23 protein-coding genes are annotated in these 25,109 nt (G+C 41.0%); 15 read left to right on the forward strand and 8 right to left on the reverse strand.

Annotation, left to right across the window (positions count from 1 at the left end; all coding sequences use genetic code 11):
• Positions 1-44 precede the first annotated feature (44 nt).
• Complete coding sequence (locus ABE954_RS14455) at positions 45-311, reverse strand: DUF2798 domain-containing protein (RefSeq protein ID WP_042848005.1); 267 nt, start codon at positions 309-311, stop codon at positions 45-47.
• A 231-nt stretch (positions 312-542) separates the two neighbouring features.
• On the opposite strand from ABE954_RS14455, the gene ABE954_RS14460 reads away from it, so the two are divergent.
• Positions 543-1,079, forward strand: a complete 537-nt coding sequence (locus ABE954_RS14460) for a dihydrofolate reductase family protein (protein WP_042848007.1) — start codon at positions 543-545, stop codon at positions 1,077-1,079.
• Positions 1,076-1,657, forward strand: coding sequence for a TetR/AcrR family transcriptional regulator (locus ABE954_RS14465; RefSeq protein ID WP_052219432.1), 582 nt, complete (start codon positions 1,076-1,078; stop codon positions 1,655-1,657). Before ABE954_RS14460 ends, ABE954_RS14465 begins: the two co-directional genes overlap by 4 nt.
• An 8-nt stretch (positions 1,658-1,665) precedes the next feature.
• Here the strand turns inward: ABE954_RS14465 and ABE954_RS14470 are convergent, their stop codons facing one another.
• Both ABE954_RS14470 and ABE954_RS14475 read right to left on the reverse strand, forming a co-directional pair.
• Positions 1,666-1,956, reverse strand: coding sequence for a putative quinol monooxygenase (locus tag ABE954_RS14470; RefSeq protein WP_272656357.1), 291 nt, complete (start codon positions 1,954-1,956; stop codon positions 1,666-1,668).
• A 201-nt stretch (positions 1,957-2,157) separates the two neighbouring features.
• A complete protein-coding gene (locus ABE954_RS14475) occupies positions 2,158-2,724 on the reverse strand; it encodes an NAD(P)H-dependent oxidoreductase (protein ID WP_371025523.1) in 567 nt (188 codons plus the stop codon).
• 172 nt (positions 2,725-2,896) lie between these two features.
• On the opposite strand from ABE954_RS14475, the gene ABE954_RS14480 reads away from it, so the two are divergent.
• A complete protein-coding gene (locus tag ABE954_RS14480) occupies positions 2,897-3,337 on the forward strand; it encodes a hypothetical protein (protein ID WP_208325144.1) in 441 nt (146 codons plus the stop codon).
• Between the two features lie 68 nt (positions 3,338-3,405).
• Here the strand turns inward: ABE954_RS14480 and ABE954_RS14485 are convergent, their stop codons facing one another.
• From ABE954_RS14485 to ABE954_RS14495, 3 genes are all read right to left on the reverse strand, one after another.
• On the reverse strand, positions 3,406-3,834 hold the full coding sequence (locus ABE954_RS14485; protein ID WP_131680695.1) for a molybdopterin-binding protein: 429 nt from the start codon (positions 3,832-3,834) through the stop codon (positions 3,406-3,408).
• A gap of 91 nt (positions 3,835-3,925) precedes the next feature.
• Positions 3,926-4,444 carry a hypothetical protein gene (locus ABE954_RS14490; RefSeq protein WP_048606642.1) on the reverse strand — a complete coding sequence of 173 codons (519 nt, stop codon included), beginning with the start codon at positions 4,442-4,444 and terminating at the stop codon, positions 3,926-3,928.
• Positions 4,445-5,195: 751 nt separating this feature from the next.
• A complete protein-coding gene (locus ABE954_RS14495; protein ID WP_129466692.1) occupies positions 5,196-5,978 on the reverse strand; it encodes an SDR family oxidoreductase in 783 nt (260 codons plus the stop codon).
• Positions 5,979-6,064: 86 nt separating this feature from the next.
• Here ABE954_RS14495 and ABE954_RS14500 point away from each other — a divergent pair, with 86 nt between their 5' ends.
• Entirely contained in the window at positions 6,065-6,421 is a 357-nt protein-coding gene (locus ABE954_RS14500) for a MerR family transcriptional regulator (protein ID WP_042848020.1), read from the forward strand.
• A gap of 97 nt (positions 6,422-6,518) precedes the next feature.
• On the opposite strand, the gene ABE954_RS14505 is transcribed toward ABE954_RS14500, so the two are convergent.
• Together ABE954_RS14505 and ABE954_RS14510 are read right to left on the reverse strand one after the other, a co-directional pair.
• The gene (locus ABE954_RS14505) at positions 6,519-7,412 is read right to left on the reverse strand and encodes a pirin family protein (protein WP_042848022.1); all 894 of its coding nucleotides are present in this window, start codon (positions 7,410-7,412) and stop codon (positions 6,519-6,521) included.
• Between the two features lie 27 nt (positions 7,413-7,439).
• Positions 7,440-7,715 (reverse strand): GNAT family N-acetyltransferase, encoded by a 276-nt coding sequence (locus ABE954_RS14510; protein WP_042848080.1) that lies wholly within the window; start codon positions 7,713-7,715, stop codon positions 7,440-7,442.
• A 673-nt stretch (positions 7,716-8,388) separates the two neighbouring features.
• Here ABE954_RS14510 and ABE954_RS14515 point away from each other — a divergent pair.
• The 11 genes from ABE954_RS14515 to ABE954_RS14565 all read left to right on the forward strand — a co-directional run bounded on the left by ABE954_RS14515 (position 8,389) and on the right by ABE954_RS14565 (position 25,085).
• The gene (locus ABE954_RS14515; RefSeq protein WP_166686756.1) at positions 8,389-9,282 is read left to right on the forward strand and encodes a hypothetical protein; all 894 of its coding nucleotides are present in this window, start codon (positions 8,389-8,391) and stop codon (positions 9,280-9,282) included.
• A 934-nt stretch (positions 9,283-10,216) separates the two neighbouring features.
• Positions 10,217-10,714, forward strand: a complete 498-nt coding sequence (tssB, locus tag ABE954_RS14520; RefSeq protein WP_042848028.1) for a type VI secretion system contractile sheath small subunit — start codon at positions 10,217-10,219, stop codon at positions 10,712-10,714.
• A gap of 19 nt (positions 10,715-10,733) precedes the next feature.
• Positions 10,734-12,278 carry a type VI secretion system contractile sheath large subunit gene (gene tssC, locus ABE954_RS14525; RefSeq protein WP_042848029.1) on the forward strand — a complete coding sequence of 515 codons (1,545 nt, stop codon included), beginning with the start codon at positions 10,734-10,736 and terminating at the stop codon, positions 12,276-12,278.
• A 22-nt stretch (positions 12,279-12,300) separates the two neighbouring features.
• Entirely contained in the window at positions 12,301-13,638 is a 1,338-nt protein-coding gene (tssK, locus tag ABE954_RS14530) for a type VI secretion system baseplate subunit TssK (RefSeq protein ID WP_048606638.1), read from the forward strand.
• Entirely contained in the window at positions 13,635-14,294 is a 660-nt protein-coding gene (tssL, locus tag ABE954_RS14535) for a type VI secretion system protein TssL, short form (protein ID WP_048606636.1), read from the forward strand. The genes tssK and tssL overlap by 4 nt, the downstream gene beginning before the upstream one ends.
• A 2-nt stretch (positions 14,295-14,296) precedes the next feature.
• Positions 14,297-16,033 (forward strand): OmpA family protein, encoded by a 1,737-nt coding sequence (locus tag ABE954_RS14540; RefSeq protein WP_131680697.1) that lies wholly within the window; start codon positions 14,297-14,299, stop codon positions 16,031-16,033.
• A 2-nt stretch (positions 16,034-16,035) separates the two neighbouring features.
• Positions 16,036-16,527 (forward strand): Hcp family type VI secretion system effector, encoded by a 492-nt coding sequence (locus tag ABE954_RS14545; protein ID WP_004912469.1) that lies wholly within the window; start codon positions 16,036-16,038, stop codon positions 16,525-16,527.
• Positions 16,528-16,711: 184 nt separating this feature from the next.
• Positions 16,712-19,375, forward strand: coding sequence for a type VI secretion system ATPase TssH (gene tssH / locus ABE954_RS14550; RefSeq protein WP_371025524.1), 2,664 nt, complete (start codon positions 16,712-16,714; stop codon positions 19,373-19,375).
• Entirely contained in the window at positions 19,372-21,918 is a 2,547-nt protein-coding gene (locus tag ABE954_RS14555; protein WP_371025525.1) for a type VI secretion system Vgr family protein, read from the forward strand. Before tssH ends, ABE954_RS14555 begins: the two co-directional genes overlap by 4 nt.
• Before the next feature lie 30 nt (positions 21,919-21,948).
• Positions 21,949-24,255, forward strand: coding sequence for a hypothetical protein (locus tag ABE954_RS14560; protein ID WP_166696809.1), 2,307 nt, complete (start codon positions 21,949-21,951; stop codon positions 24,253-24,255).
• Positions 24,255-25,085, forward strand: a complete 831-nt coding sequence (locus ABE954_RS14565; protein WP_166696810.1) for an SUMF1/EgtB/PvdO family nonheme iron enzyme — start codon at positions 24,255-24,257, stop codon at positions 25,083-25,085. The genes ABE954_RS14560 and ABE954_RS14565 overlap by 1 nt, the downstream gene beginning before the upstream one ends.
• Positions 25,086-25,109 lie beyond the last annotated feature (24 nt).

Genomic DNA, 25,109 nt, shown 5'->3' on the forward strand with positions numbered 1-25,109 from the left:
CCCTTCTATAATAGCAACTGACTGTATGAAAAAAACACATACTTTTATGAGGATTTAACTAACATTAATGAGATTCGTCTCGCGATAGGTAATACAAAGAACACCGTTGGAAAGGCAATCATCCAAGAAATCCCCCAAGAGCTAACCCAAGATGGGAAAACTTCCGAAGTAAAACCTAGCGCTCTAACAGTACTAATAAGGGAAACGATCCCACTCATTACAAGGGATAAAAAGAAAGGAACTAGAAAGATCATCGCACGAGCAGGTAATTTGGGAATACCTAATACATAATTACGACTTTGATTTGGCATAAAAAACTCCAAGGTTACTGGCACACATAAGCATATAACTATTCGTGTGACCAAAAGTTATATGCGTTGGTTAACGTAAACGCTTACGAGTCTAATGACCAATCTCCGCTATTTTATAAGCAGCAAAAATTTTGTCAATTTAGCCCATCCCCTAAAAAGCATTTTACCCACTAGACTTGCACCATAGAACCAATTATTATACACCGTATAATTAATTAATGGGAAACAAATATGATTACGGGGCATGTATTTATTGCCACTAGTTTAGATGGCTACATCGCACGTAAAGATGGGCAAATAGATTGGCTTGGGTGCATTGATACTTCTAATGAGGATCATGGCTATGACCAATTTATCAATCAAATAGATGCAATTGTGATGGGAAGCGGCACCTTCGAAACACTAAGTCATATCACACCTTGGGTTTACAATCTTCCGGTTGTCGTACTTTCTTCTACATTAACCAACCAAGCCGTGCCTGAACATTTAGTGGGGAAAGTTCGTTTTAGTGATCAATCCCCTGAAAATGTGATGAAAATGCTGGAATTAGAAGGATGCCAACACGTCTATATCGATGGAGGGCAAGTGGTTCAATCATTTTTAAAAAGGGGTATGATTAGCGACCTAATTATAACTAAACTCCCCATTCTACTTGGGAGCGGGCGCCCATTATTTGGAGACCTCAATCACGATATTTTACTCAACCACCTGCATACACGCAGTTTCCCTTCCGGCTTTGTGCAATCTAAATATGAGGTTTTAAAGTGAAAGATAAAAAGCCTGGCCGCCCGCCGGCTAACCAGCAAACTATCTCTTTAGAGTTGATAGTGACTAAAGCTATTGAAATGTTAGATGATAATAAGGTTGATAACCTATCTATGCGCATGCTGGCCAAAAAGATAAACGTCAACCCGATGGCGCTCTATCATTACTTTTCAGATAAAGATGCCTTAATACAAGCTATTGCCAATAGGCTTTATCAAGATATTCAATTGCCTGACTTGCCTGACCTTTACCAACAAATCGAGTCGCTATTACTGCATTACAGGCAAAAAGTGACCCTTTATCCGCAAATCACCTTAGCTATTTTCAGTTCCCCAAATGCTTTTCCAGAACAAGCCAAAAGGATCACCGAAATACTCACCCAACAATTAATGAAACTTGGTTTATCTCAAATAGAAGCAACGAAATGGGGGCATATCCTAATAGATTATACTCATGGAGAAGCGCTATCAGTATCCCCTAAAAATCAAGCTCCCTCATTCACACCTGAAGCCATCCACACTGCTGAACTTAGTTACAGTGAGACTATTAAAATGTTACTTTTCAAGATAAATAGCAAATAATAGTGCTCCTAGGCAATTTTACTCATCAATTTCACATCTAACAGTTCGACCCTATCTTTTACCTGACTAATGAACTCGTTAAAGTGCAGTGTATTATTATGCTTATCAACGGCTTTTTGACTCTGCCATACCTCAAAGAAAACAAATGTATTAGAGTTGTCATGAAGCTGATGCAATTCATATTGAAGGCAACCTTCTTCCTGATGGCTCGACTTAACAATTGACTCTGCCGCGGCTCTAACATAAGCAACTTCGTTTTCTTTTGCTATTACCGTTGCAATGATCCTAACTTCAGACATAAAACCACCCTATCATGAATGATAAAGTAATTAATTTATCACATAATTTCATTATTTATTCTTAAAGATAAACAATTACAAATAAAACAAAATTATATTTTATTTTATTACAGAATTTGCGTAACCTTAAAACATAACGTGATAATAGACTTAATCACGTTATATAGAATTAAAGTATAAATAAATTTAATATTAAAATAATTAAACTTCGTTCAATACTGTATTTATAAACGCCATGCGGTGTTCATTTCCTCCCTGGGTTACATAGTCACAATTCATCCATTTACTATTTTTTAAACCTACCGCTGTCATACAATGAAAAATAGCATCACTAACAGGGTCTCCCTCTTTAATAATAAATTTTGTGGCTTCTTCTGATGTCGTGACAACAGTAGTTTTGGGGATGTCTAGCAAAGGTAATAATTTTTTCTGCTGTTCGTTATAATACCAAGCAAAACCGTTAAGCATTACTTTATCAAAAAAGCCTTTTAAAATTGCAGGCATTCCCATCCACCAAACAGGAAATATGACAATAACTTGTGAGCTATTTTTCAACATTTCTTGGTATTTTCCAACTAAAGGATCAATATAGTTACCGGTGGAATAAAGTGCGAGCTCTTCTTCTGCTAACACAGGGTTAAACTTATCTCTATGCAGGTCAATTACCTGATAATCTTTCTTTTTTTCGGTTAACCCTTTCGTTATATTATCAAGTAAAAACTGGCAGATGCTCCCTTTCCAAGGGTGTGCATATATAATTGTCACCATAAAATCTATCCTTTTATTAAAATATCAATATCTAATTTTTTATTATAACTTACTGTTAATTGGCTAAAATGACTAAGCTCAAATATATTATCTAGAATATTTAAATGTTTTTACAGTTTGAAATAATCAGTGTAGCATAACTAGACATACAGTATTCACTGGGGGTTTCATAATGAATGCGATTCAATTAGAAATTACGCCTCAAGAAACCAATCTCTCTTTTCTATCCAATAAAATTACCTTACCTATTGGTAGCGACAGTATTAATGGGTTTAAATTTCAACACTCACCAATAACACCTTATGAAGCAGAAATAGCCATTGAATTAATTGAAAACACGGTCATTCCTGCTAGAAAGCAACTCTCTATAAATAACCCTGTTCTGATTAATAGAGATAATAAACTAAAGGCCATTTGGCAACACACTGGTAATACAGAATATTTTTTAACTACCCAGCAGATTGAAAGTGCATTTAACGAGTTGGTTAATGTCATCAATGGTAGCCCTATTAACTCAACAACTTTACCAACAGACACCTCGTTTACTGCTTTCTTAATCATTATAAGGGAGCTGACACATCACTGGGAATTAGATGGCATTTACCTTAAATAAAAAAGGGGGTAAATATCATTTCTATTTACCCCCCTTAACCATCTTTTGATAAATAGTTTATCAAACACTTATTTTTTCGTTGCAAGAATAATACTTGATGCTTTAATAATAGCAGTCACAGGGCTATTAACCATTAACCCCATCTCAGAGGTACTATTGTTTGTCACCACCGCAGATAACAAAGTACCTGCTTTTGTTCTTAAATTGACCACTGAATTCACACTGCCCTTTTCAATAGACTCGACAATGCCATTAAATTGGTTACGAGCAGAGAAATTATATTCATTCTCATCAGAAACAAGGACTACCCAAGGCGCTTTAATAACCGCAATTACAGGTTTCCCTTTTTCTAGACCTAGCTGTGCGGTACTATTTTTAGTAATAACCGCAGTAATGCTTTCCCCACTCGCTAAATCCAAAATAATTTCATCATTGACAGCACCAACACCAATAGATGCAACAACACCTGAAAGTTGGTTTCTTGCCGAAATAGTCATTATATATCCCCTATGAAAATGGCTGCTTTATACTCTATTCAATCTGTATGTTAATACAAATTAAACAATCATGTTCATGCCTTAATCACACTTAACCATTAACAACAGGGTCATTTTTATCATATTCAGGGGAGGAATCATGGTCATCATGCTGAGGTCGATTTTTTATTTCTATATATTTTTTTTCACAATCGGTTAAAAATTGCAGCGAATCCGTTTTCCCTGTTTTCTGATCAATTAAAAATAAACTAATTGTTTTTTGTTTTGGGGAGAAGATCTCAATAATTTTCCCGCTATCGTGGTAATAATCACCTTTATTAACAATGACTTTAAAATCTTTAACGGTCTTTATTTGCTGTTGTTGTTGGCTTTTTTCCAGTTTATAGCCTGCATATTCACCGGCTTCAAAATCACGAATATTGAATGCGCCATTGTAAGAAAACACTTTAACTGTCGGAGCCGCAGTCGGAAAAGCAAAAAAACCATTTCTATCTCTAGAAATCTGATTAATCGATTGGTCAATATTACATTCGTAAACTAACGTTGAATTAGAAGTCTGACAGCCTGATAACACAACTAAAGCCGTGAGCAAAATTCCTACTCTTTTCATATCATCCCTTATTTCTTCAATGTGTATAATTTAGCTCAGTATAAACATTATTATCCTTAAGCTAAACATTCATATTGTAAGAATATACTGCTGAGATAAATCAAGCTCACTTTAATAGACAATTATTCAATTGTTCAACTGTTCAACTGTTCAACTGTTCAACTGTTCAACTGTTCAACTGTTCAACTGTTCAACTGTTCAACTGGATGATTAAACAGTAATTTATTAATGGAAAACTCAGTTACTTACGTCATTGAGCTCAAAATCCAGCGGTGATCAATATGATCAGAGCAGATAGCATCAACACCCTACTGTAATAATTCAGTTCACGTACAAGGGTCGCCCCAGTTTAAATTCCCTGCCCCCCACAACCATTAGTTGTTCACTCAAGAGTATCATCATGTAGAAGCACCATCACCTACGTTTTAACTTCAAATTAGTTAACACATTGAATTAACACCACCAAGATGTGCAACAATAGTTGGGTAAAACCAATTAGTTATCAATATGCCCATATTTACTATTAAAAAAACAATATAGATAATACTCATGATAGTATTACCAAATTATACTGGCTTAAATGGCACAAGGTAGCAGCCAATTAGCTAATTCTAAATCTCTATTTTCAAGCAATTGGACCATTTAGAAAATAGCTATATTCTGTGAATACCTCATGCCACAATCGGGGATTATCCACCATTAATACCCATATAATGATTATTATCTTGTTTAAGAATTCATACTCATAATCCTATAACTTTTGGTTAGATTTGCTGTTATTGGCATAAGGCATCCTATTATCAAGTAATTTAAAACTGAAACTGTCTCTATCAACATAACCAATAACATTTTCTGAATCATATAATTGCATAAAAAAATCAGCTAACTCATTACTTGAATGATAAGTCCCAAAAACTTGGTCATAATCATAATGTGCTAGATTATTGGCGACTTTGCCGAATTCTGTTTTTGTTGCGGCTGGTGCTAATAACTTGACTTTTAATTGTGCTCCCGCGTTTAATAATTCATGGGCAAGCCCTTCTGTAAAAGCGCTAACAAAAAATTTTGAGCCACAATACGTCACCGCAGTTGGTACGATAGTATATCCTCCAGCTGAACTAACATTAATGAGCTGCTTATTTTCTAAATTATGGTTATCACGGACATACATCAATGAAAGCATTGCTAATGTATTAATGTTTAAATTTAATAACGTATTTACATCTTCAAGTGATTGTTTGGCAGCTTCACCATAATAACCAATACCCGCATTATTTACCCATACATCAATGTCAAACGGGCTTAACTCGCCATAGAGTAAACTCGCATTTTCAACACTCGATAAATCACATATTTTTGTGACTATATCAATGTTTGGGTGTAACGTTTTTAGTTCCGTTTTTAACTCTTCAAGCAAAAATCCCCGCCTCGCTATTGCAATAATATTAAAACCTCGTTTAGCAAATGCGAGTGCTATAGCTCGCCCTATTCCGGAGCTAGCTCCTGTAATAACAGCATAATGGTGATTTTTCATAATGACCTCTCATTTACAAAATGTATTGAAAGGCTAAAAGATAGAGCTTACTCTAGGTCAAGTATTTTTTTCGATAGTAGGTACATATGAATTATTCAATTAGCCAATTTTCGCAATTAACTGGCTTTAGCATTTATACGCTTAGATATTATGAAAAAGAAGGTATCTTGGCACCTTCAAGGCAAAGTAATAACCATCGATTTTACTCAGAAACTGATATTGAATGGATTAAATTTATTATTCGTTTAAAGGAAACAGGGATGCCTTTAAAAAAAATTAAAGAATACGCGAAATTAAGGGAGATAGGCGCATCCACAACGTTAGATAGAATGAATTTACTCACAGAACATTATACGAGTCTAGAACAACAGATCCTAATATTGAATGACCACCTAGATAGTTTAAATAATAAAATTAAGTACTATCAAGAACAGTTAAAGTAATCAGTTCCATGATTGAATAAAAATTCGAAACTTACTCAATATGATAGTGCTTTTAAATTAAACATCTATCCACTCAATTAGGAAACATAAATACCGTTCAAGGCATTAATGGGGACGGTGTTGGGCTGCGATCATCATTAAATACTTGGCCAAAACGAGGATGACCTTGGTTCCACGCCTCAACAGCCTCGATAATTTCAGCTTTAGTACGCCCAATAAAATTCCACCACATTAATATAGTTTCATTTAAAGGTTCGCCCCCAAGTAATAAGATGTGGCTATTTGAAGCAAACCGCACAACAACTTCAGAATTGTTTTTGCCTAAATACACTAATTGATTCGTACCTACGTGTTGCCCATCAACAATCACAGCTCCTTCAATAACAAAAATACCGTATTCAAATTCAGACTGTAACGTTAAGCTATGTTCAACACTTTTTTGAGCAATAATATCGACCCCAACTAAAGGAGAAAAGCTCAACGTCGGCGCTTTATAAGCCCCGTATTCACCCACTAACAAGTGGAATTGGGTTTGCCCTTCAAGCCAATTCGGTAAAATAGGATAATGATCAAAACGAGGTATTGTATCTTTAACGGCTTCCGGCAATGCTATCCATAACTGCACTGCATGGAGTTTATGGTTTGCTCCATAAGTGTCTTCTGAATGGCTGATCCCATATCCTGCTGTCATTAAATTAACTTGCCGCGGCCGAATAACTTGCTCATAACCTAAGCTATCGCGGTGTAATACTTCCCCTTCTATCATCCAAGTGAAAGTTTGTAAGCCAGTATGAGGATGAGGAGCCACCTTCATTCCTTCGGAATTCCCTTTAAAAACAGTAGGACCTGCATGATCAAGAAAACACCATGCGCCAATTAACCTACGTTCTCTTGTAGGTAAAACCCGAGCGACAGGGATGCCCCCAACATCTTTGGAACGCGCTGTAATCAACTGCAATTCTGTTTTCTTATCATTGGATTCAATAGTCATGACTACCTCATCGGTCATTAAAGAATATTATTGTCGAATATCATTATATTCAGGAGTTCTATCAAATATCGCTTTCGCAAACGGGCACAGCGGGATAACTTTGCGCCTTTCTTTTCTCATACGCTCTACGACTTTAGCAACAAGCAATTTTGCGATCCCCTGTCCTTTTAAGCTTTCATCAACCAATGTGTGATCAATAATCGCTAATTCGTCTCCTGTATATACAAAGGTTATCTCTGCGAGACGAGTTTGCTTATCATCAGATAAAATAAAAAAGCTGTTGTGGTCAGATTGAATATTCATCATTAATAGCTCTTCTTAAAAACCTAACGTTAATCCAGAGTAAGCGACATAACCTGAAAAGACAACTGCCCACCTTTGTTGATATGATCCAAATATTTTGAAGTGAACAGAGTCAAAAAATACATGACCAATAGCAAAACTGATGTCGGCTATGACTGTCTGAATATTTTATGACTCCATAATTTAATGTGTAAGGGATGACAGGGTATTTTTGTGTTTAACGACTAAATTCTAATGGAAGCCCACTCGTATTATTATGTATATAAATTAAGGATAGTATGCAACCTGTAGCAGTAGATGTTTTTTAATGGATAATATTCTTATTTTAGCCGATGGTAACTACCGTATTATTTTTCGCTACATCAACAAACGCAGTACATAACGGCGAAAATTCGGTGGTTATTAAATAGTTATTTTTACTTACCATTACTATTCATCAACGCTAATCAATGATAAGTCTATCATTACGTCTATTGACTGAATCCCCCTGTACATAAGTGCTTTCTATCATAACAGCTTCGAGTAAATTACCCGTTATCCGTTTAATTTATCCGCTAGTATTTTAACTTTTCAATATATCAATTAAACTAATACAAACATATAGAACAGAGAAATATAACAATATCTATCTTATTAATTGTATTACTTGACTACTCACTGACAGGAATATGTAATGAAAGTACCATACTTAAAAATATTATTATCACTTTCAACAATTTATATATGTAGTTCTTATAGCGATGAAAATTTGAATGCTGGTTACGCTAAGCTACTTGCACTTTCATTGACAGATGACATTAGCGCTTCAACACTTCATGCTGAGGGGTTTAACTACGAAAAATATTCTTTACCATATGAATTCAAAGACCTTTATGTAATAGATGATTACTCTTTTTCTATGCAATTGAAAGGTAATTACCTTAAAGTTAAATCGTCACTAGTTAATATTGACTCTTTAGGCAATCTACGCGCCCGTTGGGATATTTTTAGTCTATCCGCATCACCAAAAGTTTCCTACCAAATAAACGAAAAGTTCAGCCTAGAAAATGAGCTAGAATTAAGTTATGCAAATATGAGCAATAATTCCACTTTTCATGGTAGTCAACAAATGAAAGACGTATTGCGCGATGAAGGGTTATTAGATTGGAACGTAAATTCATTTCATATAACACCTAAACTTGGCCTGAGAAACACAAATATCCTAGACAATAATGATGAATTGAATCTATATGGCCATATATCCTATATGTTTACTAATGGTTTTGGAAAGACAAAAGGCCTAAATGTCAATAGCAGTACCGGAACATGGTCGATTGGTGGTGAATATGTTATGACGGAACTCATCAGTATAAATGACATTAACTTCAATCTAATCTTATCCAATGATATCGGCGGGTTCTATGGAAAGGACTATAGAGAATTGTCATTTGGTTTTATAAATAATACCTCTGTCGCATTAGAAACCCCCATTAATATCTATGATAACCAAGTAAAAGTGAAAGCTGGGATAGGCTACCTATCAAGCGATAACGCACATGGTATAGCCTTAACCTTGGGAATAAGGTAGGCGTTATTTCAATACGATGATTTAAATCGATAAACGTTAGGTTTTGGCATTATTGACCATAACGTTAATTTATCAACCGTTTTCCAATAGACGATAGCAAACGTTGGAACCATGTAATTATGCAAGGAGAGCACTATATATAGCACTCATTATATTGTTATTAAATGATCATTCAATAACCTAACTTTCATTCTATTCGAATTTCTATATAACCAAGAACATGACTAGGCTATTTTTGATGCCTGTTTTTTCTTGGTTCAATGAGATGCTTAGACCGCATAAATATGCATTTATTATTAATTTTAACGCAGATAATAAAACACCAACTAGAGTAAAAGTGAAGCTTACCCTTTAACTATATAAAGTAAAAACTTGTTCCTCCTCACCCTCACTCCAACACGACCTTTTAGATAACAACCCAGTTTTGCACTTGTAACCAAATAGCAGTGGCTATTCACCCTAGTTTTTAATACTCCATGTTTTGCTATGACTGTAATGCTGTTCTATAGAGCGTACTTCCTCAAGGCCCAAAAAGAGCAGTCATTTTTATTGAGTACTCATCTATTTCTTTTCATAAAATAATTTCTAATCAAAAAGAGGATTATCACACACTAAACGAGTAAATATTCTTATGAATCACTTTGTAATACTTTGAAAAAAAATATTACAAAAAGATTTAAATGACACTTTTTAATTATAAGCATAAAAACAACACACGTTAGATGTTGATATTATTGACTTTTAAATTTAAGGCCAAGATAACCCCAAAAAAACGTAGATTTCCCGTCACATTTATTGATAAGAAAAGTTGATTTATTGAATTAGTGAAGATATAAAGAAAATAATTACATAAGTTAAATGAATGGAATTCAATTGCAACCATTTAACAATACACAATTCAATATATTCACTAAAACTGAAGGAAATTTCACTCATGTCAGATAGCTTTCAAAATGAAGTCCCCAAAGCACGGGTCAATATTAAATTAGAACTGCACACGGGCGGCGCTCAGAAGAAAGTGGAATTGCCACTTAAGTTATTAGCGATGGGTGATTACAGTAACGGACAAGATAACCGCGCGTTGTCTGAGCGTGAAAAAGTAAATATCAATAAAAATAACTTTGATAGCGTCCTTAGTGAATTTACACCAACAGTTAACTTAACGGTAAAAAATACCCTTGCTGGTGATGGAAGTGACGAAAGCGTAAACCTCTCTTTCAAAAATATGAAAGACTTCGAACCTGAGCAAGTGGCTCGTCAAATCCCCCAACTTCGAGCCATGTTAGCCATGCGTAATCTGCTACGCGACCTGAAATCTAACCTCCTCGATAACGCTACGTTCCGCCGTGAATTGGAAAATATCCTTAAGGACCCAGCACTCAGTGATGAACTACGTGAAGAGCTAGCACAACTTGCACCGAAGAAAGATTAATTTGGATTATTAAAGGATTATGCTGATGTCTGTAAAAAATGAATCAACCCAAGGTGCAACGACTGTACTTGATGAAACCTCGAATCAAGGCGTTTATGCTTCTTTATTTGAAAAAATCAATTTAACCCCTGTTGCTACAATCAGTGATATTAACGCATTCCAAGATAATACTGCGCTAGCTGATGCAACTGCGGATGAACGAGTCACGGTTGCCGTTCAAGTATTTTTAGACCGTTTAAAATCTTCTGGTCAAAAAGTGGAGCGTTTAGACCGCAACCTGCTTGACCATCATATTGCTGAACTCGATAAGCAAATCAGCCAGCAATTAGATGAAGTGATGCACCATCAAGACTTCCAAAAAGTTGAATCTACTTGGCGTGGTTTAAAATTCCTTGTTGATCGCACTGATTTTCGTCAAAACGTAAAAATTGAGCTACTGGATATTGCCAAGGATGACTTGCGCCAAGATTTCGAAGATAGCCCAGAAATTATCCAAAGTGGTCTTTACCACCATACCTATATTGCAGAATATGACACCCCAGGTGGTGAGCCTATTGCAGCGATAATCTCTAACTATGAGTTTGACCGTAGCGCGCAAGATATAGCCTTATTACGCAGCATCTCTAAAGTCTCCGCGTCTGCCCATATGCCATTTATTGGGTCTGTTGGACCAAAATTCTTTGGCAAAGAGACCATGGAAGAAGTGGCTGCTATCAAAGATATTGGTAACTACTTTGACCGTGCTGAATACATTAAATGGAAAGCTTTCCGTGATTCGGATGATGCCCGCTATATTGGTTTAACCATGCCTCGTGTATTAGGCCGTTTACCTTATGGCCCTGATACTGTGCCTGTTCGCAGCTTCAATTACGTTGAAGAAGTCAAAGGGCCAGATCATGAGAAATATTTGTGGACTAATGCCACATTTGCTTTCGCTGCCAACATGGTTAAAAGCTTTATCAACAACGGTTGGTGTGTGCAAATTCGTGGTCCGCAAGCAGGTGGAGCAGTTAAAGATTTACCTATTCATTTATTTGATTTAGGTACAGGTAGTCAGGTGAAAATCCCATCAGAAGTGATGATCCCTGAAACGCGCGAATTTGAATTCGCTAATCTTGGCTTTATCCCACTGTCGTACTACAAAAACCGCGATTATTCGTGCTTTTTCTCGGCTAATTCCACCCAAAAGCCCGCGCTGTATGACACTGCCGATGCGACAGCAAACAGCCGAATCAACGCGCGTTTACCCTATATTTTCCTACTCTCTCGCATTGCCCATTACCTGAAACTGATCCAACGTGAAAACATTGGTACCACCAAAGATAGACGCCTCCTTGAACTTGAACTCAACAACTGGGTTCGTGGTTTAGTCACTGAAATGACCGACCCGGGTGATGATTTACAAGCTTCTCATCCACTTCGCGATGCAAAAGTGGTTGTTGAAGACATTGAAGATAACCCAGGCTTCTTCCGCGTGAAACTGTATGCCGTCCCACACTTCCAAGTCGAAGGCATGGATGTGGATTTATCGTTGGTTTCGCAGATGCCTAAAGCCAAAGCCTAACGATTAGTAAAGGTCATTCAGGATGAAAATCTACCGTCCCTTATGGACAGACGGGGCCTTTTTGGCCCCTCAACAATTTCAACAACAAGCTCGTTGGGACAGCCATGTCGCTGAAGTCGTTGCTCAAATGGGTATTGCCTCAACGTGGGGTGTGATTAGTACTGAATTTGATGACAGTGCTTTAACCCTATCTCGAGTTAGCGCACAAAAGATGATTGTGCGTTTTCACGATGGCACACTTATTGACACGACTCTGTCTGATGCTCTTCCTCCGGTATTATCCCTTAATGACTACGCAGATCGTCAGTCATTAGACATCGTGCTAGCGTTACCTTTAATGCTAGCAAATGGCGGCAACTTGGCCCCTGAAACGGGTACAGATCGCCCTCGTCGGTTTAGCCAAGAATGGGTTAAAGTTCAAGACCTACTCGGGCATGAGCAAACGGATATTGCAGTATTACGTCATGTGGCAACGCTACGTTTTGCCCATGATGAGAATGAAGCCTATATGACTTGCCCAGTTGCACGGCTGATCCGCAATGCACAAGGGGCATGGGAATTTGATAAGCGTTTTATTCCCCCCTTGCTCGCTTGTCAGGGAAGTCTTGAACTACGCACGTTACTCTCTGAATTTATGCACCGCTTAGTCGCTAAACGCCGTCGACTGATGGCTCTGCGCCGCGAAAGCAATGAGAAAATGGCAGACTTCGTGGTTGCTGATGTCTCATTATTTTGGCTATTAAATTCACTGAACAGCGCCGAACCTGTACTCAATGAACTTAGCACGGCATTACATCGTCATCCTGAATTACTCTATCGAGAACTCGCCCGTTTAGCAGGGAGCTTATTAACTTTCTCTTTAGAAAGTAAATTGGAAGATATTCCGCAATACAAACATGAGCAACCGGAGCAGGTTTTCCCTCCTCTTTTTACGCTATTAAACACCCTGCTTGAAGCCAGCTTACCTTCACGTGTTATCAGTATTGAATTAGTAAAAGAAGGTCCTTTCTGGACAGGGCAGCTTCATGATGGCCGCTTACGTGAAGAGGCGGATTTCTATTTATCCGTACGCTCATCTTTACCCGCTCACCTACTCATTGCTCAATTTCCTTTGCTGTGTAAAGCAGGTAGTCGGGATGATGTTGCTGATGTGGTCAATGTGGCACTCAATGGTATCCCATTAAAACCGCTCAGCCATGTGCCAACCGCGGTTCCACTTCGTTTAGAAAATCAATACTTTGCGCTAGATATTGAAACACCTGCGGGTCAAGCCATGCTTTCTTCAGGGCAATGTGCCTTTTACGTCCCGAGTACATTAGGTGATATTCAATTAGAGCTGTTTGCGGTACTTCGCTCATGAAAAATACAATGTCACACCACACTATTGACATGATTTTTGCTCAAACTTGGTTAATGGTTTGTCAACTTCATCAGGGCACTGCCATCTCTCAGGGTGATAATTTTTACCACCGAGTTTGTCAGCTGATTGATGAAACGCGTCAAAAATTACTTGAACATGGTTATCCAGAAACTGCCATTGAACATATGCAATATGCCCAATGCGCATTAATTGATGAAAGCGTGATGAATCGCCAGCATCAACAAGATGATGGATACAACACTTGGATACAATCACCGTTGCAAGCCCGTTACTTCAATACATTGGAAGCGGGAGATAAACTGTGGGATCGCCTACGCAGTATTTTAAATGAAACGGCACCTAACCCAGATGTTTTGCTCTGTTTTCATCGCGTGCTCACCCTCGGGTTTGTTGGAAAATTTCGCCAGCAAAATGCGCCAGAACGCGAGCGTATCGTCGCTCAACTCAATGTTCAACTTCCTGATTATCTGATTTCATCAGACTTACCTCTTGTCGTAAAACCTAAATTACGTTTTAGCCGCCGCCGACTCTACTGGTTTGGTTGGATTGGTGGAGCTCTTGTGCTCGCTGCAATGTGGTGGGGCTTCAGTGCATCGTTAGAACACTTACTACAACAATGGATGACACAAGGATAGGCATGCAAAACCCAACCAAACAGTGTCTGACACTTTTTGCGACAGGCCTTTTTCTGTGGTTACTCTGGGGGTTTTGGTCCCTAGGGCAAACTGTCACTATTTTTGTATCGGCCTTAGTGCTGGCTCTTACCGGTGGGATGCTATTTTGGCAATATAAGCAGCGCCGCCAAATGCTTTCTACTGAGCATGATTATGCGGGTGCATTGCCTGCCGATAACTACTCGGGTCCTGTTATCCTCGTTTGTGGTCAGTCTGATGCCCTATTTTTGAGTGACCAATTACACCGAGAAACTCGCCAAGGTTGGTATATTCGGGTATCTGCCCCCACTGAATTAGTTAAATTAGTGACTGCATTGATGGAACATGCCCCATCATTATCAGGGCAGACATCATTACTGTATATCGTCCTGCCGGAACAACTTACTCAGCAAGAAACACTCACTCAAGCATTGCTCAATTGGCGTCGAGCCATTGGTGAAAGCAACCAAAAAATAGGGTCAAAACTGCCATTTTGGGTCACAGTGTATCTCACTATGCCTCGCCAAACAGGTACAGACCTACACGTGGATGGCGAACACACTCCATGGATGACTTTACTCAGCCACCAAAATGAGTTTCAGGTAGAACAAGAAGGTTCTATGTCAGCCCCCTACTCTGTCTGGTTGCCCGCCCATATTGGGCACTCAGAGCAAAGCCTGCAATTTTCCCTGTGGTTAGATACCTTACAGAGTTGGCTCAACCAAGTTTTAGTCCCACAGTTCACCGTGTCTCAAGCAGGAGCACCAAAGCAAACTCCTTCAGCATGGGCTATTCAATGGATAGATATCACCAGCCAACCTAACAACTTATGGCAGCAATTTATCCAAGAAAAAACCATGCTGCCGCTATATTCATCAATTCAAACCACTGATTTGCTGCCTTTACCCGATGTGATGTTACGACGCTTACGCCATGATATTAGCTTAAGCCGCACAGAGAAAACCCTTGGGGCTATCGGAATTATTTTTGGGGTCTTCTTGGTAGGCGCATTAATCGGAAGTTACTACCATAACCAACAACTCATTCGTCACATTGGCGAAGATGTTGCTCGTTTTTCGCAACTTTCGGATACCCCTCTTGCACCAAAACAGACCGCTTATCTGCAATTGCAAGATGATGCAACTGAATTGGCACGTTGGGAACGCGAAGGGATACCAACCTCTCACTCTTTAGCGTTATATCAGGGAAATAGAATATTACCCTACTTGCACACGCTATTAGGTGGCTGGGCTCCTCCACCGCCACCCGCGCCTATCATTGTTCAAAGTGCCCCTGAAATAGTCACCCTTGATAGCCTATCGTTGTTTGATGTAGGGCAATACACCCTCAAAACGGATGCAACTAAAGTTTTAGTCGATGCCTTGCTCAATATTAAAGCCAAACCCGGTTGGTTGATTGTCGTCTCCGGCTATACCGATAACACCGGAAACCCAGCATTAAACCAAACACTCTCATTAAAACGCGCCGAATCAGTCAGAGATTGGATGATAGAAACCAGTGATATCAGCCCTGCTTGTTTTGCTGTTCGAGGGGACGGGCAAAATAACCCAGTTGCTGATAATCAAACCGCTGAAGGCCGAGCAAAAAATCGACGCGTTGAAATACGACTCATCCCTCAAGCAGATGCTTGCCAGGGCGCAGATAATCAAACCGTGTCACCGATGGACGATGACACACATTCGACACAAAAGGAGAAGTAACCATGGCTATTCCTGTTTATTTATGGCTAAAAGATGACGGCGGCGCGGATATCAAGGGCTCTGTCAATGTACAAGACCGTGAAGGCAGTATTGAAGTGGTCGCACAAGACCATAACCTGTATATCCCAACCGATAACAATACCGGTAAATTAACGGGTACACGTATCCATACGCCATTTATTTTCGTGAAAGAAATTGATGCATCAAGCCCTTATTTATACAAAGCAGTGACCACGGGTCAAACTTTGAAAGAAGCTGAATTCAAATGGTACCGCATTGATGATGCTGGGCAAGAAGTGGAATATTTCAATACCAAGCTTGAAAACGTCAAAGTGGTCAAAGTCGCGCCAAAAATGCACGACATCAAAGACCCCAACAAAGAGAAGCACAACCATCTCGAAGAGATTGAACTGCGCTACGAAAAAATCACTTGGACCTATAAAGACGGCAATATCATTCATTCCGATTCTTGGAATGAGCGTGCAACCGCTTAATTAAAACAAGCAGGCGTTTCGGCGTCTGCTTTTTTTGTACGTATTCGTACACCGATGACACACAACACACAATTTATCTTGATACCTAATGAACCTCGGTTAACGGTTAGGGGCGGTAGCATTTCTTGCTGTCTCTAACCGTTTTCACCCCAATATATTTTTACCCCAATACGAGAGAAAGAATATGGACAATTCATCCGTGATGCTATTACGCCGCCTAAACCCTTACTGTGCCAACGCATTAGAAGCGGCGGCTTCACTTTGCCAAACACGAGCGCATGCGGAAATTACCATTGAACATTGGTTGCTCAAATTATTGGAAATGGGGGAAAGCGATATCACGGTGTTAGCTCGCCGCTATGAATGGGATATGTCAGCCCTTTGGCAAAGTTTACTGACAGATATCGACAACTTACCACGCTCCATTCATACGCGCCCGTCTTTATCAAAACCGCTGCTGAATCTCATTCAACAAGCTTGGGTGATTGCATCATTGGATGAAGATATCGAACATATTCGCAGCGTGCATTTATTATCTGCCATGGCTCAGCAACCGTCACTGGTGCCCAATGATAATTTGTGGCCATTAATGACATTAAGTACCACCCAACTTCAACGCTTAAGACCGATGCTTGATGCCCAATCCGATGAGCGCCCTGAAATACAACAACTCGCCACACATAATCAATCCTTATCCCATGAAACGCCATCTGACGCTAACCATGTAGAAACGGCGAAAAGCTCAAATGTGATTGGCAATACACTGAACGAAGCACTACTGGCCGTACTGAATAAATTCACCGTCGATGTCACTGAAAAAGCACGCGAAGGCGCGATTGACCCTGTCTTTGGACGTGATGACGAAATTCGCCAAATGGTGGATATTCTTTCTCGCCGTCGTAAAAACAACCCAATTCTCGTCGGCGAGCCGGGTGTCGGGAAAACAGCCTTGGTGGAAGGCTTGGCCTTACGCATTGTCGAAGGGAATGTGCCCGTTAGCCTGCAAACCACCGCCTTGCGCACTTTAGATTTGGGGCTACTGCAAGCGGGCGCTGGCGTTAAAGGCGAATTTGAGCAGCGCCTAAAAAACGTGATTGAGGCCGTACAACAATCCCCTACCCCGATTTTACTGTTTATCGATGAAGCCCATACCATCATTGGCGCAGGCAACCAAGCCGGTGGCGCCGATGCGGCGAACTTACTCAAACCCGCGCTAGCTCGCGGTGAATTGAGAACCATTGCAGCGACAACATGGTCTGAATACAAACAATATTTTGAACGCGATGCCGCCTTAGAGCGCCGCTTCCAAGTGGTCAAAGTCGATGAGCCAGACGACGAAAAAGCCTGTTTAATGCTGCGGGGGCTAAAACCACGCTATGCCAAATACCACGGTGTTCATATCACAGATGATGCAGTGAAAGTAGCGGTGACTTTGTCTCGCCGTTACTTAACGGGTCGTCAACTCCCCGATAAAGCCGTGGATTTACTCGATACCGCCAGCGCCCGTATCCGCATGAGCCTCGACACGCTCCCTGAAGAACTAACCCGTTTAAAAGCCAAGCGCAATGCCTTAGAACTTGAGCAGCAAGCCATTCTTGATGACTTGGCGATTGGCAACACCACCAATCAATCCCTTCTAAACGAATTAGTCACTCAAGATGCGCAAATAGCGATACAACTGGCTGAGTTAGAACAGCGTTTTGAGCAAGAAAAAAACCTTATCAGCGAACTCTTAGAACAGCGCCGTCAATCCCAAGATGTGAGTGACATTCAAACCCAATTAGAACAAGTGCAGCAAAGCGAACCACTGATCACCCCTGATGTGGATATCAGAACCGTTGCCACCGTCATCGCAGATTGGACAGGCGTGCCATTATCCAGCCTATTAAAAGACGAACAAACCGAGCTGCTAGAGTTAGAAGATTCGCTTGGCAAACGTGTCGTGGGTCAAGAAAGCCCATTGATGGGGCTTGGGCAACGACTGCGCGCCGCTCGCACGGGTCTCGCCTCAGAAAATGGCCCGCAAGGGGTATTTTTACTGGTTGGCCCAAGTGGCGTAGGGAAAACGGAAACGGCTTTGGCCTTGGCAGATGTCCTGTTTGGTGGCGAAAAATCCTTAATTACCATCAACATGTCCGAGTATCAAGAAGCCCACACCGTCAGCCAATTAAAAGGCTCTCCTCCAGGCTATGTAGGTTATGGTCAAGGCGGTATTTTAACGGAAGCCGTTCGCAAGCGCCCTTACAGCGTCGTGTTACTTGATGAAGTGGAAAAAGCGCACCGCGATGTGCTCAACCTGTTTTATCAAGTGTTTGACCGTGGTTTTATGCGCGATGGCGAAGGCCGTGAAATCGATTTTCGCAATACCGTGATTTTAATGACAGCAAACTTGGGCAGTTACTTGCTGATGCAACAACTCGAAGCGTTCCCTGAGTCTACCGACGGCGAACTGCAAGAATTGCTGCGCCCAACCTTGCGCGACCACTTCCAACCTGCATTATTAGCGCGTTTCCAAACTCTGATTTATCGCCCATTAGGCCCTGTCGCACTGCGCCAAATTGTTGAAATGAAACTGGGCAGCGTGATTAAGCGTCTCTACACCCATTACAAACTCGAAGGGATTGTCGATGAAGCGCTGTACGACACCCTCGTGAGCGCCTGTTTATTGCCGGATACTGGCGCCCGCAACATTGATAGCCTGCTTAACCAACAAATTTTACCGGTACTTAGCCAACAATTACTCATGCGCCAAGCTAACCACCAGCAAGCGCAAAGCCTGACTTTGGGTTATAGCGAAGAAGACGGGATCACCCTGAGTTTCAGTGATATTGAGGAGATAAATCCATGAGCCTACTCGATACAGCCAAAAACTTACTTCAAGGCCAAAACCGCTATCGCCTAGAAGTCCAAGGCTGCTCAGATTTACTGGACGTTGAACATTTTACGGGGCGTGAAGCCGCTAGCGAACCCTATCGCTACCAAATTACATTTACCTGTTCCGCCCAAGACCTTTCTGCTCAACAATTATTACGCCGTAATGCCAGCCTGACCTTTTCGGCACCAATAAATAACGTAATGGGACTCGCCACTCAACCGACTGTTGCCAAGCGCGTTCATGGGGTAGTGACCGATTTCCGTCGTCTCTCAGGCTCTGCCGATGAAGCGCGCTACCAGTTAGTTATCGAGCCTTTTTTCGCGCTACTGCGCCATCAAATTCGCAGCCATCGTTTTTTTATTAACCAATCCATACCGGATGTGGTTGAGCAAATCTTACGCGAACACAATTTCAAAGGCTGGGAGTTCGAATTTCATCTCGAAAAAGCCTACCCAAAACGCGAACAAATCAACCAAATTAATGAAAGCGACCGCCAATTTATTGAGCGTTTATTGAGTGAAGTGGGGATTTTTTATCGCTTTAGTTTACAAGATGAAACACAAACAGAAGTCCTGCATTTTACTGACAGCCAACGCGGTTATGTGTATGACAAAACGCTGCCATTAAATAGTCCCTCAGGGCTGAACGATAACCATGCCGACAGTGTTTGGGGGTTATCGTTACGTCATCAAGTGGTTGAAAGCACTGTTTTTGCCAAAGACTATAACCACCGACTGGCAGAAGATACGTTAATCTCCGCCGTTGCCGATATGACCCGCGGTGATGGGGAGAAAACCAATTACGGCGATGTTTATCACTATAAAGGCCGCCACCTCACCCGTGGAGATAAAATTCGCCCTGAAACTGAAACCGCTAACTTCTGGGCAAGACTCGACCACGAGCGCTTTTTAGCTCGTCAGACTTTACTACGCGGAGAAAGTAGCGCAGCAGACCTGACGCCATTATTAGTGCTAAGTATTCAAGATAACCCGCTCAGTTCGACGTTACCCAGCGTATTCAAATCGCCAATTCTAATTACTCGCCTACGCTTTACCGCCAGCCGAGATAAAGCGCTAACTGTTCGCTTTGACGCGGTGCCTTACACCGAAGCACTGTGTTGGCGCCCTACTCTAAAACCGCGCCCTGTGATTGCCGGAACATTAATGGCACGCGTCACCAGCGCAAAAGACCACGATATTTATGCCCACCAAAATGAACACGGCTTTTATTGGGTGAAATTCGATGCAGACCGTGATGATAAAACCAAGGGCTATGAAAGTATGCCTGTGCGCTTGGCGAAACCTTACGCCGGCGATACGTATGGGATGCATTTCCCGCTGATTCAAGGGACTGAAGTCGCCATCGCCTTCCATGAGGGCGACCCAGACCGCCCTTACATTGCTCATGCACTGCATGACTCCCGCCACCCCGACCACGTGACGGATAAAAATAACACCCGCAATGTGATCCGCACGCCTGCGAATAACAAACTGCGCATGGAAGATAAACGCGGGCAAGAGCATATTAAGCTCAGCACCGAATATGGCGGAAAAACCCAGTTAAACCTGGGGCATTTGGTGAATGCCGAGCGCGAACAGCGTGGTGATGGTTTTGAGCTGCGCACCGACAGCTGGGGCGCGATCCGTGCGGGTAAAGGGTTGTTTATTACCACCGATAAGCAGGATAAAGCCGGTGGGGATGTGTTGGCGATGGAAGAGGCAATACAGCAACTAGAGCAAGCTCTCGCAATAGCCAAAAGTTTATCAAAGTCAGCTGAAATTAGCGGTTCTATTCCAGCCGATATAGCATCCCAAGATACACTCAAGAATAGTTTAAATAACCTACAAGCTCCCGGTGTACTTGTTCATGCCCCCGCAGGAATAGGCGTATTTTCACCTAAAGCGATACATCTAGCTTCAGGTCATGAAAGTATTGCCATAACCGCTAATCAATCGGCAAATATATCTGCAAATAGCTCAATCACATTCAATGCCAAGAACGATGTCAGCATTTACGCTCAAAGTTCAGGCATTAATGCAATAGCCAAATATGGTGATATAAAAATACAGTCTCAAAATGATGCAATGTCAATTTTATCTAAAAAAGATCTTGATATTAGAACGATTGATGGAGCACTGAATATTACCGCAAAAAAAGAAATTGTCCTTAATTGTGGTGGTGGTTATATCAAGATTGCAGATGGTAACATTGAAATTGGCACACCAAGCAATGTATTACTTAAAACGACCAATGTTCAGAAAATGGGGGCGACTAACTTCAACTCTCCAGCACCTGAAATTCCAAAAGGCTTCAGCGAACAATTTATTATCAAAGATGAAATCAGTCAGGAAGTTTTACCCTTTACCAAATACACACTCACCACTGATGACGGAGACACCTATGAAGCCATCTCAGATAAAGACGGTAGAACGCTTGAAATATTTACGGCTACACCACAAAAAATCGACATGAAAATAGTGCGGGATAATGAAGAACCCAACACAGATTCAAACTAACATTCAATACTAAATCTTACGGTATATTTTATGTCAGAAAATATTAAGAATAATCATCAATCTAAAACAAAACCCTGCTCTACTAATGAAGAAGTAACCTGTGCTGCCCCTCCTCGTCTCTATTTTCACCCCGATAGCGAAACTTTTCTATTTCCTACAGCCGAAGAAGCCCTTGCTATTGAGCAAGATAATGGATTAATGAATAACCTATTAGCACACCGTGTCGATGCTGAACTACGCATAGAGGAACTTAATCGAAAGTTAGCAGCTATTAAGCCCTATGATACGAAAAGACTAGTAGAAAAAGAGCGGCTATTAGCCGAATTACGCGAAGAGGAAAGTTGCTTTGATACTGCTGTTGATAACCTCAAAGCTGAAATGAAAGCCCTTTCACCAATAGAGGAACTACCTAAAGCTAAACTTTTGGATGATAAAAGCAAAGGAAGTGCTATTGGGTTAATGGAACTGATTGAAATCACGGGGGGTAAAAAGGGATACGCATACACTTACGTACGCTCAGATAAACTTAAAAACACTACTTCTCGCCATTCTTTATCGGAAAAAGAAAAAGCATCCGGCTCTAAAAGTTTTATTACAACATTAGAATATACTGACGAAAATGGTAAAAAGCATCAGCGACAAATTATTGATAAAGAAAAACTAGTATCCCAATTAACCTCAGGAAAAGTTAGCTTGTCAGTATATCAAAAAAAATTGATAGAAGACAAAGCGGGTACTCTTGGCAAATGGGCAGAAGATTTGAATGAAAAACTTAAAACCTCCCCTTACAAAGGCGATAACTTTGAATTTAATTCCCAGTCCCAACTGATGCGTTGGGGTTATGGTGCGGGCTTTAAGGCTAGTGTCAGCCCATTTGAGGTGGACTTGCGTACGGGAAAACGCAAAGAAGGCTCATTACCGTCAGCAGATGGGAAGTTCAGTGCCTATGCAGGGTTAGCCTTGGCTGAATCCAAAAGTACCCTCAAACTCAAACTCCCCTATGATCAAGGGATCACCCTGATGTACCCCTTAGATGCCGCAAAAATTCCCGGGGGTGGTATGGCGGTTTTAGGGACCATTCGCCTCGATATTGATATTACCTTATCCGGTAATATTGGAGTAAGCCTTGCGGTGGAAGGTGGTGCAAGCTTCCAAGGTAATACTATCTCAGGAACACCTGCAAAAACGGTTTCGCAAACTGACCCAAGCCAACGCAAACTCGATGTGAGCCAACGCCCTATTGAACCTAAAGCAACAGGTGAGTTAGGGGTATTTGCGGGCGCGCAAGCCAGCGTCAATGCCACCGGGTCATTAAAATGGAATACCCCACATAAATCGGAAAATGGCTCAACTCAAGCCGATGATGGGTTTGCTGTTTTAGGTAAAATCAGTGCAGGTGTTTCAGCTCAGGTTGGGATCGGGCTTAGTGGTGCCATACAATTCACGTATACGGATGGAGGAGTTCGCTGTTTGGTCTCTGGAGGACTGTGTAAAGGGGTTGGGGGTAAAGGTACGCTGGCATTTGACATTAATGGGGAAGCTATCTTTAAAGATTTTTTGCCCGCCTTTGGTTACATGTTACGTAATGTCGATTACATCAAATTATCGAAGATAGTAACGAATAAGGACTTTCAAATCTTTTGCATGTTAACCCTTCTGGATTCAATGGGGATCGTTAAAGATATTAAGGTATTTTTAGATAAATATAAGGATATTACCAAATTAATCGAGCGATTAAATGATTCATGGGATGACAAAGAAGTCCGTGTCAAGTTAATGGAAAACGTAAACAGTACTGGAGGAGAGTGTTTAAAGTTTGCACCGCCGGAAAGTAAAGGGGCAGCGATAGCCTCGCTGATGACTGGGAACTTTTGGGATGAAATCAGCCCTGCCAGTCATAAAGGTACGGCATGTGAAGGGGGTGTGCGATTCGCTTCACGTAAACGAGCAATTTTGTTAATTTTAAGTTGGGCACAATCCAAACGAGATTACGAAAATATTATGCAGTACTTATCAATGAATCTTGGGAAAAAAGGGGATTGGCGAGCCAATGAAGCTCAGGTGGCTGCATTTTTAGCGGATGGAGAAAAGCCCATTTCGGCGATAAAACCCCAATTGTTTGGCCCCGCTCCAGTTATGCTGGGGAAAATACCGGACATTCGGATAGAGCCAAGCCACTATCGAAAAAATTTGGCGGCACTGTATCAACAACTCCCCGATTGCTTTGAGGTTCTACAAAATACAGATGTAAATCAGCAAGCGCCATTAAAGCAAGTTGAATTTATTTATGTAGACAGTTGTACGCGCGTGTTTGTGGATGATAAGGAGCTACGATAATGACAATACCATGGCCTCTCAGTGCGCTCTTACTGATAGTACTACTCTCTGGGTGTGATAATAGGCAAAAAGAGCGCGAAGCCGCGCAATTACGTCAAGCCTCGATGGATAATATGGTCTCCATTCCTGGGGGGCGTTTTCAGATGGGGGATTTTGGACCACTAGTGGAAGATAAGCTGCCGTATAGTTTTGACTCGTCTACTCGGCCGCTGCACTGGGTTTCCTTGCCTGATTTTAAAATGGCCAAATACCGCGTGACTTGGGGGGAGTTTAATCGCTGGCTCGATTTGCAAGGGAGAAAACCACTTGCGTTGTACACAAAAAGAAAAAATAGTGAAGTTGTCAATTGGGATTCACTTGGGGATGATTATCCCGCAAAAGTATCATGGCAAGATGCTAAAGATTATTGTCAATGGTTAGGGAATAATAATAGTAAAAAAACCGATTTACCGACGGAGGCGCAGTGGGAGTATGCTGCTCGCAGCGGTGGGCAATTTTTAATTTTCGGTAACAGTGATAATAAGTTATATCATGATGGGGATCCTAAACGAAACTTTACGGATGGATACTCCCCTATTGGCAGTTTTGCCCCAAACCCTATCGGGCTGTATGACATGATGGGCAATGGAACAGATTGGATCAACGATTGGTATAGTGAAGATTATTATCAACATTCCCCCGAAGATAATCCGCCAGGACCGGAAAGTGGAACAATGAAAGTCTTCCGCGGTTATCGTGGCAGTGTTGATGGCACATTGACTATCACCCGAGGAAAAGATACCCCTGATACTGAATTTGGTAATGGCTTTCGCTGCGTTGAAAACCTTTAATGTGTGCAGATGACCCAGAGATGC

This window comes from Providencia sp. TYF-12 (assembly GCF_041344805.1).
In the GTDB taxonomy this organism is placed as follows: domain Bacteria; phylum Pseudomonadota; class Gammaproteobacteria; order Enterobacterales; family Enterobacteriaceae; genus Providencia; species Providencia huashanensis.